The following is a 14,928-nucleotide window of genomic DNA, read 5'->3' on the forward strand; positions in this document are numbered from 1 at the left end:
ATACTTCTTTATACTATTACAAATGCCTTCCTGATTCAGGAAGGTTTTTGTTTTTTATGACAACCAGTGACAATCATTTACAGCCAGATGACCACCAATAATCCTAAAGGCAGTATAATTGATTATCCATTATATAAATCAAATGAAATCCCTTATATCACTCCTCATTATCCTCTTACCACTCGTTGGCATCTCCGATGATCTTCGGAGAGTGGTGGATCTGCGCGGGGAATGGCGCTTTACCATTGGAGATAATCCAAGGTGGTCCAGTCCCGATTTTGATGATCGCAACTGGGAGAAAATTTTCGTGCCATCTCCCTGGGAAAATGAAGGATTTAGCGGATTTGATGGCTACGCCTGGTACCGGATCACCCTGGACCTGCACGGGCTATCCGAGAGTAACCTGTATCTGGTACTGGGTTACATAGATGATGTAGACCAGGTGTTCCTCAATGGTGAAATGATTGGTTTTTCGGGTTCGTTCCCGCCCAGGTTTTATACGGCTTACCAGTCCTTCAGACGTTACCGAATTCCCCCGGAGCTCCTCAATAAAGACGGAAAAAATGTCATCGCTGTGAGGGTATACGACACAGTACTGGATGGCGGCATCATCAAAGGCGATGTGGGAATTTACACCAACAGAAACGAGCCGGAGAAAACGCTCTTACTCGAAGGACCATGGCGGTTTCGCGAGGGAGACAACGTGCGGTGGAAAGAAAACGACTATGATATCAGCGACTGGGAATACATGATGGTGCCCGGGTTCTGGAAGAGCATGAAACACTCACGTCTGGAAGGGGTGATCTGGTACAAAAAAGAATTTGTACTGCCTCCGCAGCTTCAGGAGGAATCCAAACTCGTTCTGGTACTGGGCAAAATAGACGACTTTGACCACACGTATCTAAACGGTGTACTCATAGGCTCCACCAACGACGGAAAACCTTTCGGGCTCTCTGACTCATGGCACCAGTACAGGGTATACCCCATCCCCAACAAGCTACTGAACAAGAAGGGTAAAAATGTTCTTTCCGTGAGGGTAAGTGACATGGGAGGAAATGCAGGGATATACGAAGGGCCCCTGGGCATAGTGCCTTTCTCCAGCTACCGCCAGTTACTCAACGCACGGGATTACTAACATTGGAGCCATACCACCTGGTAATCACAGCTTCAGCTGGTTTGCCCTGCGGAGTAAAAGATAAGTCCTGAGGCCCTCCATGGCGTTGTTCATCAAAATGCCATTTCCAGAAAAAGCCACCGGCAAACCAGGGCTCATTCCAAAAAACTCCATAAAGCGCTTCGTAAGCACGCGCCTGTAGCTCCATATTCACCTGATCAGCTGATTGTGAAACCTCCCAGTGATTACCCACCGATCCATTGGCACTTTGGTATCCGTATTCCGCAAATAGGATTGGCTTATTGTAGATAGCCCCAAACGAGCGTAGCTTACTAGCCAATGGCTCCCATGCCCTTTTGATGGTGGCCACATCCGGGTCCTCCTCATGCACCAGCGGGAAGTAGGCATCCACCCCGATATAATCCATTTGATCCCAAAACGGGACATTTTCATAATTATCCCAATTGGCCGCATAGGTGAGCGGTCCGTGATACTCCCTTTTAATTTCTTTAATAAGGTTACTCCAATATGCGGGTCGCTTCACCACCGCCACTTTATACTCAGTAGCGATACAAAATAGCTCCACCTGCATTTTCTCCGCCAGCCGTGCATATGCCATGATATACGCGCTATAATGCGCTTCCCAAACTTTCCATTTCTCCTCACTATCCAGGTCAAAATCTCCAATCCAGCTACCTCGCTGCCAGACATGCGGCTTCAACATTACTTTGAGACCACAGCCATGGGCCAGCCGTATGAGCTCCTCAGCACCCTCCAGGCGCTCTCCCCACCATTGTCGTTCATGATTGAAATGCACCTCAGGCTCATTGTCACGGCTAAAGCCGAAGGGTATCACCGCTACCCAGTCTCCATTTACCCGTCGCACTGTGTTCATTTGTACTGAATCCACCACAAAATGCGGATTCACCAGGCTCACCCCATTAATTCTTGGGGATAATGTCTCCTCGGTTTCACCTGGACTCAGTACCATCAATCCGCTCAAGGCGATCAGCAATATCAGGAGAGAAACAAAAACCTTTCGGAACATTAAGATTGAATCTGAGTTTTGATAACTTAAACGTTAATTTAATTTAAAATTTTGACCAAAAGTATCGACTTCAACACTCTACTGGTAAAGCGTCTGAAAAACAAGGATGTGACAGCCATGGACTATCTCTACGAACATTACTCAGATGCACTCTACGGGATCATTTATCGCACGCTCCACCACACCGAAATCGCCGAGGAGACCCTGCATGATGTCTTCATCAAAATCTGGAATCAAATAGAAAGCTACGATGCCAGCAAGGGTACCTTATTCACCTGGATGTACCGCATTGCCAGAAACAGGGCCATTGATGCTCGCCGATCCAAAGATTTTAAGACCGCCGATAAATCTGATGATATCACGGGGTTCGTAGATATGTTTGAATCTTCGTCAAACTCTGAGGAGGATTACATTGGGTTATCAGCAGTTTTAAGTGAAATAGGCGAGATGTGCAAGAAGCTCATTCAGTTGAACTTCTTCATGGGGTACTCCCATGCGGAAATCTCAAAGAATGAAGATATGGCCCTGGGAACTGTAAAGACCAGGCTTAGAAACTGTTTGAAAGACATTAAATTAAAACTGAGTAAAGATTTTGAATAAGCAAGAAATTTTATCGGACGGATACCTGGCAGCCTACATCACCGGCGAGTTAAGCGAAGGTGAAGCACAGGAGGTAGAAGCGTATATCCGGTCGGATCAGCAGGTCAAACGCGAGTATTTCGACCTGCAAAAAACCCTGGAACTGGTGGCATTTCACCATTCCATTGCTCCCTCGCCATCGGTGAAGAAGTTTGTGATGCAACATGAATCCGTGATCATGAACATGCATAGCCCTGGCGAAAGCGGTGGTGGATCCAGATACCTGATGGCGGCAAGCATCACCGTGGCCCTCATCTCTGCCCTTTCGGCTTTTTATTTTTGGACTCAGTGGAAAGATACAGACAGTCGCCTCGCGCTGCTCACAGCCCGCAATATAGAAATGGCAGAAAGCTATCAGCGGGTGAATCAGGAACTCACAGGTATTCGTGGAGACCTGGCAGTACTGGTCAGCCCGGAATTTAGCCGGATTATCCTGAACGGCACAGCTAATGCTGCTGATGCGAAAGCGGTCATCTACTGGAACCCTACGGATGAGGAAGTCTATCTGAATTCGGCCAACCTGGCCCAGCTACCTCAAAACCAGCAGTATCAACTATGGGCGCTGATAGATGGAGTACCGGTGGATGCAGGGGTATTTGACGCCTCAGATGGCACCTTCCAGATCATGAAAAACATAGCCAAAGCAGATGCCTTTGCCGTGACCATCGAGCAGTCTGGCGGAGCTGAAAGCCCTACCCTCTCTACCATGCAGGTATATGGAGAGTCCTGATCATCGGTAATAAAAGTTAAAATCAAAATACCCTGAATGGACCATTCGGGGTATTTTTTTCCCCTTCAGATTTAATTCTTCCGTGATGGGAGCCAAAAGTAGATCCCTTCCTACAAAAAAAATTCAATATTATATCCTCTAACAAAATCCAGCTACCATACGACTTACGTAAGTACTTCAGTTTCTGTTCAGAAACTTCTTAAAGCTGGTTGATTTACGCCGTGAGGGGACTCACGGCGTTTTTTTTACCTTGATGTTTTTTAGAAACGCTCAATATCAGCGCCAAGTGCCTTCAGGCGCTTATCAATAAACTGATAGCCTCTGTCTATCTGCTCCACATTGTGGATAGTGGATGTACCATCTGCAGACAGCGCAGCAATCAACAATGATACCCCCGCTCTGATATCAGGTGAGGTCATGCTAATACCCTTGAGGTCAAACGCCCGGTCCAGCCCAATTACCGTGGCCCTGTGTGGGTCACAAAGGATAATCTGAGCACCCATATCGATCAATTTATCAACGAAAAAGAGTCGGCTTTCGAACATTTTCTGATGAATCAACACGGTGCCTTTGGCCTGTGTAGCGGTCACCAGTACAATGCTGAGCAGATCCGGCGTAAATCCGGGCCATATGGCATCCGCAATGGTCAGGATAGACCCGTCTATAAAAGACTCTATCTCGTAATGTTCCTGAGCAGGCACAAAGATATCATCCCCTCTGAATTCAAGTTTGACACCCAGTCTTCTGAATGTGTCAGGGATAATCCCCAACATATCGATTCTGGCATCCTTGATGGTGATTTCTGACCTGGTCATAGCAGCCAAACCAATAAAACTACCTATCTCAATCATGTCCGGAAGCATGGTGTGGTCCGTACCACCCAGAGATTCTACACCTTCAATTTTCAGGAGGTTGCTTCCTATCCCTTCAATCCTGGCACCCATACGCACCAGCATATTGCAAAGCTGCTGAATGTAGGGCTCACATGCGGCATTGTAAATGGTGGTAAGTCCCTCTGCCAGTACGGCAGCCATGATGATATTGGCCGTACCGGTGACAGATGCCTCATCCAGGTGCATATAGGCTCCCGTGAGTTTCCCACTTACTGTATAAAACGAGTTTTTTGAGTCATAATCAAACTGGGCTCCCAGTTTCTGAAAGCCCACAAAATGGGTATCGAGCCTTCTTCGTCCTATTTTATCTCCTCCCGGTCTTGGCATCTTACCGGTACCGTACCTGGCCAGCAATGGACCCAGGATCATAATAGACCCCCGGAGAGAGGACGCCTTTTCCTTAAAATCTTCGGTATCCAAAAACTTGAGATTCACCTCTTTAGCCGTAAACCGATAGGACTCTTCGTCAGTCTTTTCTATCTGCACGCCCAGGTCAGCCAGCAAATCTATGAGTTTGATGACATCCCGGATGTTGGGAATCTTATGAATATGTACCGGCTCAGAAGTGAGAAGTACAGCTGAAATAATCTGGAGGGCTTCGTTTTTGGCTCCTTGTGGCACGATGCTCCCTTTGAGGCGATTGCCTCCCTTCACTCGAAATGAAGCCATTTAGTTGTTGTTTCTTCTGCGTTTGTTGGAGAAATTTCTTTTACCGCCCTTGTTATTGCTGTTGCGGTTTCTGTTTTGGTTCTGGCCCTGGTGCTGACCTCTGTTGTTATCAAATGACCGCTCTTTGCGCTCGCTACTATCGAAAAGCCCATTAGCTTTCACCTTTTCGATATCGATATCCAACTGATCTTTAGACAATTGTTTGATGTTTTTCAGCACCTGCTCATCCTCAATATTGTCTCTGTTCCAGGTCAGGTAGAAAGACTTCATGAGTTTGCCAATGGCCACGATGGCCGCTTCCTTTTCTTCGGGATCTTCCAGGGCGATGGCGTTGCTGATGAGGATCTCAATATTTCTGCCGTAGTGGCGAAACTTGATCTCGTTCGCCTGATAACGCATGCGATCCGGCTTACGATCCAGGATGGTCGACTCAGGAATCGGAAAAGGGCTTTCCACATCCAGATCAAACTTAGATATGATGAATAGATCATCCCATACCTTCTGCGTGTATTCGCTGGCATCTTTGCTAAACTCCGGGTTGATCATTTTCATTAACTCCACAATCAACGCCGCATATTTGTTACGTTTTTCCTTATCGTCGGTCGCTTTAAGATGCTTCACCAGGTTCTGCACGTTTCGGCCGTACTCTCTCAAAGTAAGATGAGGACGCTGGGTATTGTATTCTAAACTCATTGATTTTTGATTTTGCTCAAAACTAAAGTAAATCCAACATTAGGCCGCACATGCAGGGGATAATTCATGCAGCTTTGGCAGCCAACAGGGATAAAAAAGGAAAAAAATGCAAGTTTTCAGAAGTCCAGTGCCGCCACACACTTTAGCTCTATGGCTATCGGCGTAGGCAGGGCGTTTACCTCCACCGTAGTGCGGCAGGGTTGCACCTCTTCAAAGTACTCCGCGTAAATTCGGTTAAAGGTACCAAAATCCTCCTTCATATTGGTAAGAAAAACCGTAACATCCACCAGATGTCGCCATCCGGCACCGGATGCCTCCAGGATGTCCTTCACATTTTTGAACACAGAATGACACTGGGCTTCTATGTCATACGCCACAATTTCACCCTGCTCATTAAGGGTAACTCCCGGAATTTCCTTCTTGCCCCTTTCCCTGGGGCCTACACCGGATAAAAACAGCAGGTTACCAGCTCTGCGAGCATGCGGATACAGCCCTACGGGCTCGGGTGCCTTGTCTGATTGATAAATGCTCATAACTCTTTTAAAAAATAGATTTTAGAATCCTCAGGATTTGGCTGTGGTTCAAAGTCCACCACATCAAAACCCTGGTGAATGGCAAAATGAATCATGGATCGGTGGCTGTTGCGTGTTTTGAACTTTAAGGATTTATACCCCTTCAGCTTACACCACACCTCCATTTTCTGAAGCAGGATCTTAGCAACACCCTGCCCCCGAAACACCGGTACCACGCCGCCCATCCAGCTATAGAAAACCTTTCCATCCAAAAACCGGTCATACCCCACTTTGAACCCCGCCAGTTTCCCGGCTATCTCTGCGATCAGAATGACCGATTCACCTCCCAAAAGCCTGTTGGTATATTCTGCCGCAGTATATCCATTTTCGAACTCAGGAATCTGCTCCTGAATCTGAATGGCCTCCTCTATCGTACCAGAACGTACCACGACCTGCATCAGCTCTTTCGACTTTCATTCATCAAATCCTCTATCTCCTCTGCATGTATCGGAATGTTTCGCATCAGGTTTTTATGCCCGTTTTCGGTAATTAGAATATTATCCTCCAATCTGATGCCGATACCTTCCTCCCGGATATAGATCCCGGGCTCCACCGTAAAGACCATACCCGGTTCAAATTTCTTATAGATAGACGCCACATCATGTACATCCAACCCCAGATGGTGAGAGGTGCCATGCATGAAATACTTTTTATACGCCGGCCAGTCCGGATTTTGATTCTTTACGTCGACCTTATCTATCAGCCCAAGCTCTATCAACTCTTCCTCCATCAGGGCACCCACAGCCTTATGGTACTCGGGAATGGCGCTACCCGGAGTGAGCAGGTCAGTGGCCTGATTTTTCACCCTGAGTACTGCGTCATACACCTGCCGCTGCCTTTTGGTAAAGCGCCCATTCACCGGAATGGTACGTGTCATGTCTGCGTTATAGTTGGCGTACTCAGCCCCCACATCCATCAGCATAAGGTCTCCATCTTTCAACTGCTGGTTATTTTCAACGTAATGAAGCACACAAGCATTCCCCCCTCCGGCAATGATCGGCGTGTAAGCAAACCCCCGCGAACGGTTAGAAAGAAACACATGGGCATACTCGGCCTCTACTTCGTACTCCCACACTCCGGGGCTCACCGTTTCCAAAATCCTTCTGAATCCCTGCTCGGTAATGTGACAGGCATGTTCTATCAGCTTCGTCTCAATCCCAGACTTGATGGTACGAAGATCATAGGTAATGGGAGCCAGACGCTCATACTTATAAAGTGGAAATCTGGACATGCACTGCTTGATAAAACGGTCATTGGCCGTCTCTACAAGTGAGGCGTTTCTGATGTGTTCATTAGTGGGTAAATAGATATGCTCAGTCTCGGCAAGAATGGTGTAAAGTATTTTCTCAAAATCCTGATTCCATTTGATGTTTTGAATGCCTGAAATCTCCTGCCCCTCTTCTTTCGTCAGTTTATGCCCCTCCCATATGGCAATTTCCTCACTGGTCTCTCTCAGAAAGAGGAGTTCCCGCATTTTTTCATCCGGAAAATCCGGAGCCAGGATACAGATAGACTCTTCCTGGTCCACGCCTGTGAGGTAAAAGAGGTCTGAGTTTTGTTTAAAACTCATGGTGCCATCTGCATTGGTAGGCATGATGTCATTGGAGTGGATAATCACCACAGAATGTGGTTTCAGCCTTGAAACAAGTCTCTTCCTGTTCTCAATAAAAAGCTGATGATCTATTTGGCCGTATCTCATGGGTTTTTCTTTATAATCAAAGTCTGTTGTTACCAAAGGAGGCACTTTATAACTGAGATCTGGGGTGTGAGCCATACGCTCAAAAACCGGTGCCGCTCTTCAGCCCTAAAGTTAGTATTTCTTTTTCGGCTCAGGCAGCTTACACCGAAGTGTATAAAAAAAAACGAACCACAAAAATGTGATCCGTTTTCACTGACGTAATCCTAAACCAACCTAATCTTTAGAGGGCAGTAAATGACACCACTACCACGTCTGAATTAAACACTTCAGGCCCATCTCCATTATCAGGAAATCCATATTCTCCATCGGCAGGGCTTTCTATATGCAGCATCGGGAACAGTTTATCACCTGCAGCCACTGTAGCATTACCCAGGTCTACCATTACATCACTCGTACTTCCGGCAGACACAAATGTCTGGCCGAGTACCGGACCCGGTGCTCCGCTGCCATTGTCTTCGTGGATCACAATCCAACCATCTACCCCGGCTTTCACTTCGGCTATTGTCACCATATTGTTAGCAACCACCTGGTCTGACACCATGACGGATGGAGCTTCTATATCAATGGCACTAAAGGTGATCGGAAGGTCAAAACCATTGGCTCCGTCAAATTCGTACGCGCCTATGGTTCCGCTTTCATTGTGCAGCATGACCCAGAGGGTTTCACCGTCTGCAAGGGGTTCATCATCTTTGAATGTGATGGCCACATTTTCGGTGGTGCCTGCGTCGATGGCCACCGGATTTGAAATAATACCAGGTGCTACAAACGATCCTGCACCATTGTCTCTATGAACAACTACCCAGGAGGGTTGCCCCACGGTGATGCTTTCTACTATCAGCGTGTTTTGAGACACCACCTGATTACTGGCCATAAACGAACCGGAAGGAGCCTCCAATGTAATAGGAGCGGTGGTGATAGGCCCATCAAAGCCATTGGCTCCATCAAACTCATATTCACCTACGATTCCGTTCTCCGTATGGAGCATAATGTAAATCACATCTCCGGCACTCAGGGCATAATCACTGTTCAGTTCGATAGCCACATCTGTATTCGTTCCGGCCTGGAGTTGTACAGGCGTAGAAATAATCCCCGGTACTTCCGGGCCATCTTTGGTGGCATTGCTGGCATGCACCACTACCCAACCTGTGGCATTGAGCGTCAGCTCACTGGCCATAATCATATTGCCCTGAACAACCTGATTCAATGCTGAAATGCTGCCAGTTGGGGCCAGCGTCTCAAAACCTACTACCACTACCTCGTTGGCAAACACCTCAGGTCCATCACCATTTTCAGGAAAACCATACATCCCATCAGCAGGACTTTCGACATGAAGCATTGGGAAAAGCATTTCGCCACCGGCAAACACTGCGTCACCCAAATCAATGGCAACATCACTGTTGACACCAGCCGAAACCATGGTCTGACCCAATACTGGTCCGGGTGCACCACTGCCATTGTCTGCATGAATAACCAACCAACCATCTACGGCAGCTTTGACTTCTCCTACAGTTACCCAGTTTTCACTCACCACCTGATTAGAAGCTGTGATACCAGGAGCAGACACAGTAATATCTGTCATCACTATGCTTCCTTCAGAAAGGATGGGTCCGTCAAAACCATTGGCTCCATCAAACTCATAGGTTCCTTCAATGCCATCATCTGTATGAAGCATTACCCATAGCTTGTCTCCATCCTGCAGATCATCTACCTCCGTAAGGGTGACCTCCAGATCATTCTGCGATCCTGCCTCTACAAGTAGTGGCTCTGATATGATACCGGGCACCACAGGTGTGCCATCTTCATTGCTGGCATGTACTACCACCCAGCCCTTACTGTCAAAATTAACATTAGAAACCATGATGGTATTCTGAGAAATGGTCTGACTGGAAACCGTCAGCATGCCCGTGGGCATTTGCTCTTCCGGTTCCATGTCTTTAGTGTCATCTTCCCCGCAAGCAGCGAACAAAAATGCTCCTGCCAGGAGTAACAATGAACTGTGATTGAATAGTCTTTTAGTACGTTTCATTTTGAATAATTTATATTGGATGAATTCTTATACGATGCCCCACCTACGAACCCACAGGTGCCCCTGGATTTACTAAATCCAATATTTTCTGAAAAAAACACAATTAACTAGTGATGTCTTCGCCATTCACTCCGGGCTCAATCTTCACTTATAGAGCTTTATTGGCAGCTATTCCGTATTATTGAAGATGACTCGCCTGATTGGTTTATGTGTGTTTTTTTTACTGCTTTTCGCTGGCCGGAGTGCTAACGCCCAGCAGAAATACTGGCTTGACCCTACTGCTCTGGTTAAACTCAATGTGACACTCCCGGAGCCGGACAGATGTTCAGAATGGCTGGGCGCCTGTACCTACGCACTGACTGAAGATCAGCGATCAGCCGTAACCGCAGCAGGAGGATCCCTCACCCCCATGCTCACTTTTGCCCCCGCTTCACTCGTCCACAAAGACCCTATCCTGGGCTTTGCTCTGGAGCAAATTCAGGCGAATTATTTTCTGGAAATGGGCCTCACCGGTCAAGGTGTGAAAATTGGAATCATTGATGGGGGATTTTTGAAGGCAAACAAAGACCCTACGCTAAGGCATCTTTTTGAAAAGGGACTGGTAAAATCCTACAAAGACTATATCACCCCCGAAATGGAACCTTATGGTGGAGCCATTGGGCTGGACGACAACCACGGCACAGAGGTCTGGCAGCTTATTGGTGGATTTGACAAGGAAAAGAACATCCTGTACGGACTGGCCACGGAGGCTGAGTATTACCTCGCCCGGACGGATCATGGTGCCTACGAAAAAAGAATAGAGGAAGACCTCTTCATACTGGCACTGGAAGAAATGGAGCAACAAGGCATCCGGCTGGTCAATGTTTCGCTCGGGTACAACCTGGGCTACACAGACGCTTCTGAAAATTACAAGCCCAACCAGATGGATGGTCAAACCACAGCAATCGCCCGGGCGGTAGAAATAGCGGCCACACAGAAGGGGATGCTGATCGTAGTGGCTGCCGGCAATGAAGCCCGGGATGCCTGGCAAACCCTGTCGACTCCCGGAGATGCCCCGCATGCACTCACAGTGGGAGCCAGCAAGTTTGACATCTGGGACAAGATGGACTACAGTAGCATAGGCCCTGATTATACAGATTTTGTGAAACCTGACATTTCGGTGTATTCTACGCTGGGTACCTCCTACTCCACGCCCATCGTTACTGGTCTTGTGGCATGCATCTGGCAAATGGACCCCACCCTCACCAATCTCGAAATCATTGATCTACTGAAGGAAGCAGGTAACTTCTATCCATACCCCAACAATTACCTTGGGTATGGAGTGCCCACCTGCCCGAACATCATTAAGGTGATGGATGGTCAGACCATGGTGAGGCCACAAAAGGTCAAAACATCAAAAGAAAGCTACAAGCTTACCCGTGATTTTGACACCAAGTATCTGGTGGCCTTTCACAAAAAGGATGAGAGAAATGTGATGGCCAGAGTGGTGTATCGACCTGTGGGAAACAAAGTGAAAATAAAAAGGATAGAAGGTGCCCGACAAACCAGCCTGCTGATGGGTAAAGAGGTAATAGAGATTTTTTGGGAATAAAGCTAAACCGGAAGGGCTGCGCCAATATGATTTCCATTTCGCCCTTCCGATTTTTGCTTTTAGGTAAACTAGAATTCTCCAAACAAAACCGCTATTGTGATTACTGGAGAGGAAAACGCCAACCGTCTGTTGGCATTACAATATTAGATGACCCTGAAGATGATCAACCTCTCCATTTTTCGGTAATGTGCTTTAGGTATTTCTACCGACTGTTAAAAAAAATTCAGTGCTCATGTCCATTTGTGGCCAAAGTGTTCGTCAAAAGGGCAAAGAGTTTAAATTTTATCTAACCAATTTTAACGTTATGAAACAATTCTTGTATTTATTCAGAGGGGGTGATGAGGAATATGCCCGGCAATCACCAGAGCAAATGCAGGCTCACATGGCCCGATGGGGCGAATGGATGCTCAAGGTAAGTCAAAACGACCAACCTGTACCCGGCCTCCCACTTCAGGCCGAGGGAAAGGTGGTCTACAATGGAGGAGAAACCATCACCGACGGTCCATTTATGGAAGGCAAAGAGCTTGTGGGAGGTTATGTACTGGTGGAAGCCAAAGACCTGGAGCATGCCGTGGAGCTATCCAAAGATTGCCCGATATTCGAGTTTGGGGGATCTCTGGAGGTGCGTGAAGCGGTAGAGATGTAAATAGTTTCAAGGAACACCCCAAACGATGATGGGGTGTTCTATTTTTATCCCATGGCAGAAAAGCAGCAAGCCACGCAGGTCATCGATCACCTATTTCGCAATGAGTTTGGGAAAGCCGTAGCTTATCTCACGGGTAAATTCGGCCCTGGTCACCTGAGCGCTGCAGAAGATGCCGTGCAGGATGCCCTCATGAAAGCCATGCAGTCCTGGCCCTTTGGCAAGATCCCCGACAACCCCACTGGCTGGATCATCAGGGTAGCCAACAATAAACTTATAGACCAGCTCCGCCGCCAGCAGAAAGTATACTACGCCACTCAATTACCAGAAACGTCCGAAGCTCCCCCGGTCATTTCAGAAGAGCTCTTCAATGACGAGATGGTAAAAATGATCTTTGCCTGCTGCAATCCGGCAATGAGCACCGAACATCAGTTGATCCTCACACTGAAAATCCTTGGCGGGCTCTCCATTCGGGAGATCGCCGCAGCCCTCTTGAAAAAAGAAGAAACCATTGCCAAGGCCTACACACGAGCCAAAAAGAAATTCAAAGAAGAAAACCCAACGCTGGAAATCCCTACCGGAGGTGAGATTCAAAATCGGCTGGCCGTAGTTTTAAAAGTCCTTTATCTCCTTTTCAATGAAGGGTACAAATGCACAGAGGGTAACCAGCTGATCCGCAAAGAACTCTGCGAAGAGGCCATGAGGCTTAATCACATCCTTTTGGACAAACCCGAAACCAACAACGAATGGACCCGGGCTCATATGGCCCTGATGCATTATCACGTGGCCCGATTCGACGCTCGTACCGATGAGGCAGGGGAGGCCATCTCGCTGGAGTTTCAGGATCGATCCAAATGGGACGCCAGACACATCGAGCTGGGCAATCGCTACCTGAATACCATACCAGAGGGCTATCACAACGAATACTTTATTCAGGCCGCCATCAGCGGCATTCATGTCAATGCCAGATCCTATGAACAGACGGACTGGCCGGGAATACTTACCATGTACAACCTTCTGTATTCGCTCAAGCCCAACCCACTCATTGCGCTTTATCGCATCATCCCCGTGGCGATGACTCACGGCCCGGGAGCAGCTCTGTCAGAGCTCTCCAAACTGGAAGATGAGCCTCTGCTCATCCGCAATCACCTGCTGGCAGCCACCCGGGCAGAGATTTACTGCCAACTGGCAGATTGGCAGAACGCCAAAACTGCCCTGCAAGAGGCCATAGAAAAGGCAGAAAATGACAAAGAAAAAGCCTTTCTTAACCGCAAATTGGCTGCCCTCCCAACTTCCTGAGTCACGCCATCTTCCTCCGGGAGACTATGTTACCACATTATACCACAAGTACATAAATCGGTAGTAAATTTGCGCCCCTATGGAGGAGCACGAAATGATAGAGCTGTCAAACGGCATCAGAATAATCCACAAGCAAATCACCAACACGAGGATTGCGCATGTGGGCATCATGCTGGACATAGGCAGCCGCGATGAGGAGGAAAATGAGCAGGGGATTGCTCACTTCTGGGAGCATATGGCTTTTAAAGGCACCAAAAAGAGGAAATCATTTCACATCATCAACCGTCTGGACTCCTTGGGTGGAGAACTCAATGCCTACACCACCCGTGAAAAAATTTGCTTCTATGCCTCCCTGCTGGACAATCACCTGGACAAAGCGGTAGAGCTTCTGGCAGACATCACTTTCAACTCCACCTTCCCCGCAGCGCAGATTGAGCGCGAGCGCATGGTCATTCTGGAGGAAATGTCCATGTACCTGGATACTCCCGAAGATGCCATACAGGACGATTTTGATGAACTGATCTTCAAAGACCACCCCCTTGGAAAAAATATTCTCGGCACCCAGGATACCGTAAACTCCTTCACACAAAAGGATTTCCTTGCTTTTCTGAGTAGAAACCTCAACACTGAAAAAATTATCCTTTCAAGCGTAGGTAATTACTCAGCTAAAAAGCTCCAGCGGCTGGCAGAAAAATACCTGGTGGCTGTGCCACATAAAAATCATACCCCGAAAAGAAATTTTTTCGATGGGTACCGTCCGCTGATAGAAACGGTAAAGAAACCCATCTCTCAGGCACATGTGGCTATGGGAAGCACTTCATACGGGCTATTGGACGAGCGGAGGATTTCTTTTTTTCTTCTGATCAATATTTTGGGCGGCCCCAGCATGAACTCCCGCCTCAATATGTCGCTAAGAGAAAAGCATGGGTTTGTGTATGGAGTAGAGGCCAGCTACACCCCATACTATGAAACAGGGCAACTTGGGATTTACTTTGCCACCGACCCCAAAAACCTAAAAAAGAGTTTGCGGCTGGTGGAAAAGGAGCTTGAACTCCTGAAAAAACGACCAATGGGTCATCTGCAGCTACACAAAGCCAAACAACAAATCAAGGGCCAGCTTGCCATGTCTGAAGAAAATAACAACTCCATGATGCTGATGATGGCCAAAAGTATCCTCGACCTGAGCAGGGTACCGGATATCAATGAACTTTTCAAAAAAATAGACCAAACCACTGCCGGTCAATTGCTGGACCTGGCCCGGGAAAATTTTCAAACAGACAAAATGAGTCAATTAACTTATTTGCCTGAATAG

14 protein-coding genes are annotated in these 14,928 nt (G+C 47.5%); 7 read left to right on the top strand and 7 right to left on the bottom strand.

Going from position 1 to position 14,928, the window contains the following annotated elements; translation table 11 throughout:
- The first annotated feature begins 142 nt into the window (after positions 1-142).
- The gene (locus RIH33_RS06895) at positions 143-1,135 is read left to right on the top strand and encodes a beta galactosidase jelly roll domain-containing protein (protein ID WP_406654340.1); all 993 of its coding nucleotides are present in this window, start codon (positions 143-145) and stop codon (positions 1,133-1,135) included.
- Here the strand turns inward: RIH33_RS06895 and RIH33_RS06900 are convergent.
- Positions 1,116-2,162, bottom strand: a complete 1,047-nt coding sequence (locus tag RIH33_RS06900) for a glycoside hydrolase family 113 (protein WP_406654342.1) — start codon at positions 2,160-2,162, stop codon at positions 1,116-1,118. The two genes, RIH33_RS06895 and RIH33_RS06900, sit on opposite strands and share 20 nt — an antisense overlap.
- Before the next feature lie 51 nt (positions 2,163-2,213).
- Here RIH33_RS06900 and RIH33_RS06905 point away from each other — a divergent pair, with 51 nt between their 5' ends.
- Both RIH33_RS06905 and RIH33_RS06910 read left to right on the top strand, forming a co-directional pair.
- Complete coding sequence (locus RIH33_RS06905) at positions 2,214-2,762, top strand: RNA polymerase sigma factor (RefSeq protein WP_406654343.1); 549 nt, start codon at positions 2,214-2,216, stop codon at positions 2,760-2,762.
- Positions 2,755-3,531, top strand: a complete 777-nt coding sequence (locus RIH33_RS06910; protein ID WP_406654345.1) for an anti-sigma factor domain-containing protein — start codon at positions 2,755-2,757, stop codon at positions 3,529-3,531. The genes RIH33_RS06905 and RIH33_RS06910 overlap by 8 nt, the downstream gene beginning before the upstream one ends.
- Before the next feature lie 260 nt (positions 3,532-3,791).
- Here the strand turns inward: RIH33_RS06910 and murA are convergent, their stop codons facing one another.
- The 6 genes from murA to RIH33_RS06940 all read right to left on the bottom strand — a co-directional run bounded on the left by murA (position 3,792) and on the right by RIH33_RS06940 (position 10,083).
- Entirely contained in the window at positions 3,792-5,093 is a 1,302-nt protein-coding gene (gene murA, locus RIH33_RS06915) for a UDP-N-acetylglucosamine 1-carboxyvinyltransferase (protein ID WP_406654346.1), read from the bottom strand.
- On the bottom strand, positions 5,094-5,786 hold the full coding sequence (locus RIH33_RS06920; RefSeq protein ID WP_406654347.1) for a DUF4290 domain-containing protein: 693 nt from the start codon (positions 5,784-5,786) through the stop codon (positions 5,094-5,096). It lies immediately after the preceding gene.
- 116 nt (positions 5,787-5,902) lie between these two features.
- Entirely contained in the window at positions 5,903-6,319 is a 417-nt protein-coding gene (locus tag RIH33_RS06925; protein WP_406654349.1) for a RidA family protein, read from the bottom strand.
- Positions 6,316-6,756, bottom strand: a complete 441-nt coding sequence (locus tag RIH33_RS06930) for a GNAT family N-acetyltransferase (RefSeq protein ID WP_406654350.1) — start codon at positions 6,754-6,756, stop codon at positions 6,316-6,318. The genes RIH33_RS06925 and RIH33_RS06930 overlap by 4 nt, the downstream gene beginning before the upstream one ends.
- Entirely contained in the window at positions 6,756-8,057 is a 1,302-nt protein-coding gene (locus tag RIH33_RS06935; protein ID WP_406654352.1) for an aminopeptidase P family protein, read from the bottom strand. Before RIH33_RS06935 ends, RIH33_RS06930 begins: the two co-directional genes overlap by 1 nt.
- A gap of 220 nt (positions 8,058-8,277) precedes the next feature.
- Positions 8,278-10,083, bottom strand: coding sequence for a hypothetical protein (locus RIH33_RS06940; RefSeq protein ID WP_406654353.1), 1,806 nt, complete (start codon positions 10,081-10,083; stop codon positions 8,278-8,280).
- Positions 10,084-10,294: 211 nt separating this feature from the next.
- Here RIH33_RS06940 and RIH33_RS06945 point away from each other — a divergent pair, with 211 nt between their 5' ends.
- The 4 genes from RIH33_RS06945 to RIH33_RS06960 all read left to right on the top strand — a co-directional run bounded on the left by RIH33_RS06945 (position 10,295) and on the right by RIH33_RS06960 (position 14,928).
- Positions 10,295-11,674 carry a S8 family serine peptidase gene (locus RIH33_RS06945; protein WP_406654355.1) on the top strand — a complete coding sequence of 460 codons (1,380 nt, stop codon included), beginning with the start codon at positions 10,295-10,297 and terminating at the stop codon, positions 11,672-11,674.
- Between the two features lie 304 nt (positions 11,675-11,978).
- Positions 11,979-12,320 carry a YciI family protein gene (locus RIH33_RS06950; protein WP_406654357.1) on the top strand — a complete coding sequence of 114 codons (342 nt, stop codon included), beginning with the start codon at positions 11,979-11,981 and terminating at the stop codon, positions 12,318-12,320.
- Between the two features lie 51 nt (positions 12,321-12,371).
- Positions 12,372-13,616, top strand: coding sequence for an RNA polymerase sigma factor (locus tag RIH33_RS06955; protein WP_406654358.1), 1,245 nt, complete (start codon positions 12,372-12,374; stop codon positions 13,614-13,616).
- 79 nt (positions 13,617-13,695) lie between these two features.
- Positions 13,696-14,928 (top strand): M16 family metallopeptidase, encoded by a 1,233-nt coding sequence (locus tag RIH33_RS06960; RefSeq protein WP_406654360.1) that lies wholly within the window; start codon positions 13,696-13,698, stop codon positions 14,926-14,928.

This window comes from Marinoscillum sp., assembly GCF_040222955.1.
In the GTDB taxonomy this organism is placed as follows: Bacteria; Bacteroidota; Bacteroidia; order Cytophagales; family Cyclobacteriaceae; genus Marinoscillum.

Coding starts and splice junctions, on each gene's coding strand:
- RIH33_RS06895 (WP_406654340.1), top strand. CDS start 143: ATGAAATCCCTTATATCACTCCTCATTATCCTCTTACCACTCGTTGGC.
- RIH33_RS06900 (WP_406654342.1), bottom strand. CDS start 2,162: ATGTTCCGAAAGGTTTTTGTTTCTCTCCTGATATTGCTGATCGCCTTG.
- RIH33_RS06920 (WP_406654347.1), bottom strand. CDS start 5,786: ATGAGTTTAGAATACAATACCCAGCGTCCTCATCTTACTTTGAGAGAG.
- murA (WP_406654346.1), bottom strand. CDS start 5,093: ATGGCTTCATTTCGAGTGAAGGGAGGCAATCGCCTCAAAGGGAGCATC.
- RIH33_RS06940 (WP_406654353.1), bottom strand. CDS start 10,083: ATGAAACGTACTAAAAGACTATTCAATCACAGTTCATTGTTACTCCTG.
- RIH33_RS06930 (WP_406654350.1), bottom strand. CDS start 6,756: ATGCAGGTCGTGGTACGTTCTGGTACGATAGAGGAGGCCATTCAGATT.
- RIH33_RS06960 (WP_406654360.1), top strand. CDS start 13,696: ATGGAGGAGCACGAAATGATAGAGCTGTCAAACGGCATCAGAATAATC.
- RIH33_RS06955 (WP_406654358.1), top strand. CDS start 12,372: ATGGCAGAAAAGCAGCAAGCCACGCAGGTCATCGATCACCTATTTCGC.
- RIH33_RS06935 (WP_406654352.1), bottom strand. CDS start 8,057: ATGAGATACGGCCAAATAGATCATCAGCTTTTTATTGAGAACAGGAAG.
- RIH33_RS06925 (WP_406654349.1), bottom strand. CDS start 6,319: ATGAGCATTTATCAATCAGACAAGGCACCCGAGCCCGTAGGGCTGTAT.
- RIH33_RS06950 (WP_406654357.1), top strand. CDS start 11,979: ATGAAACAATTCTTGTATTTATTCAGAGGGGGTGATGAGGAATATGCC.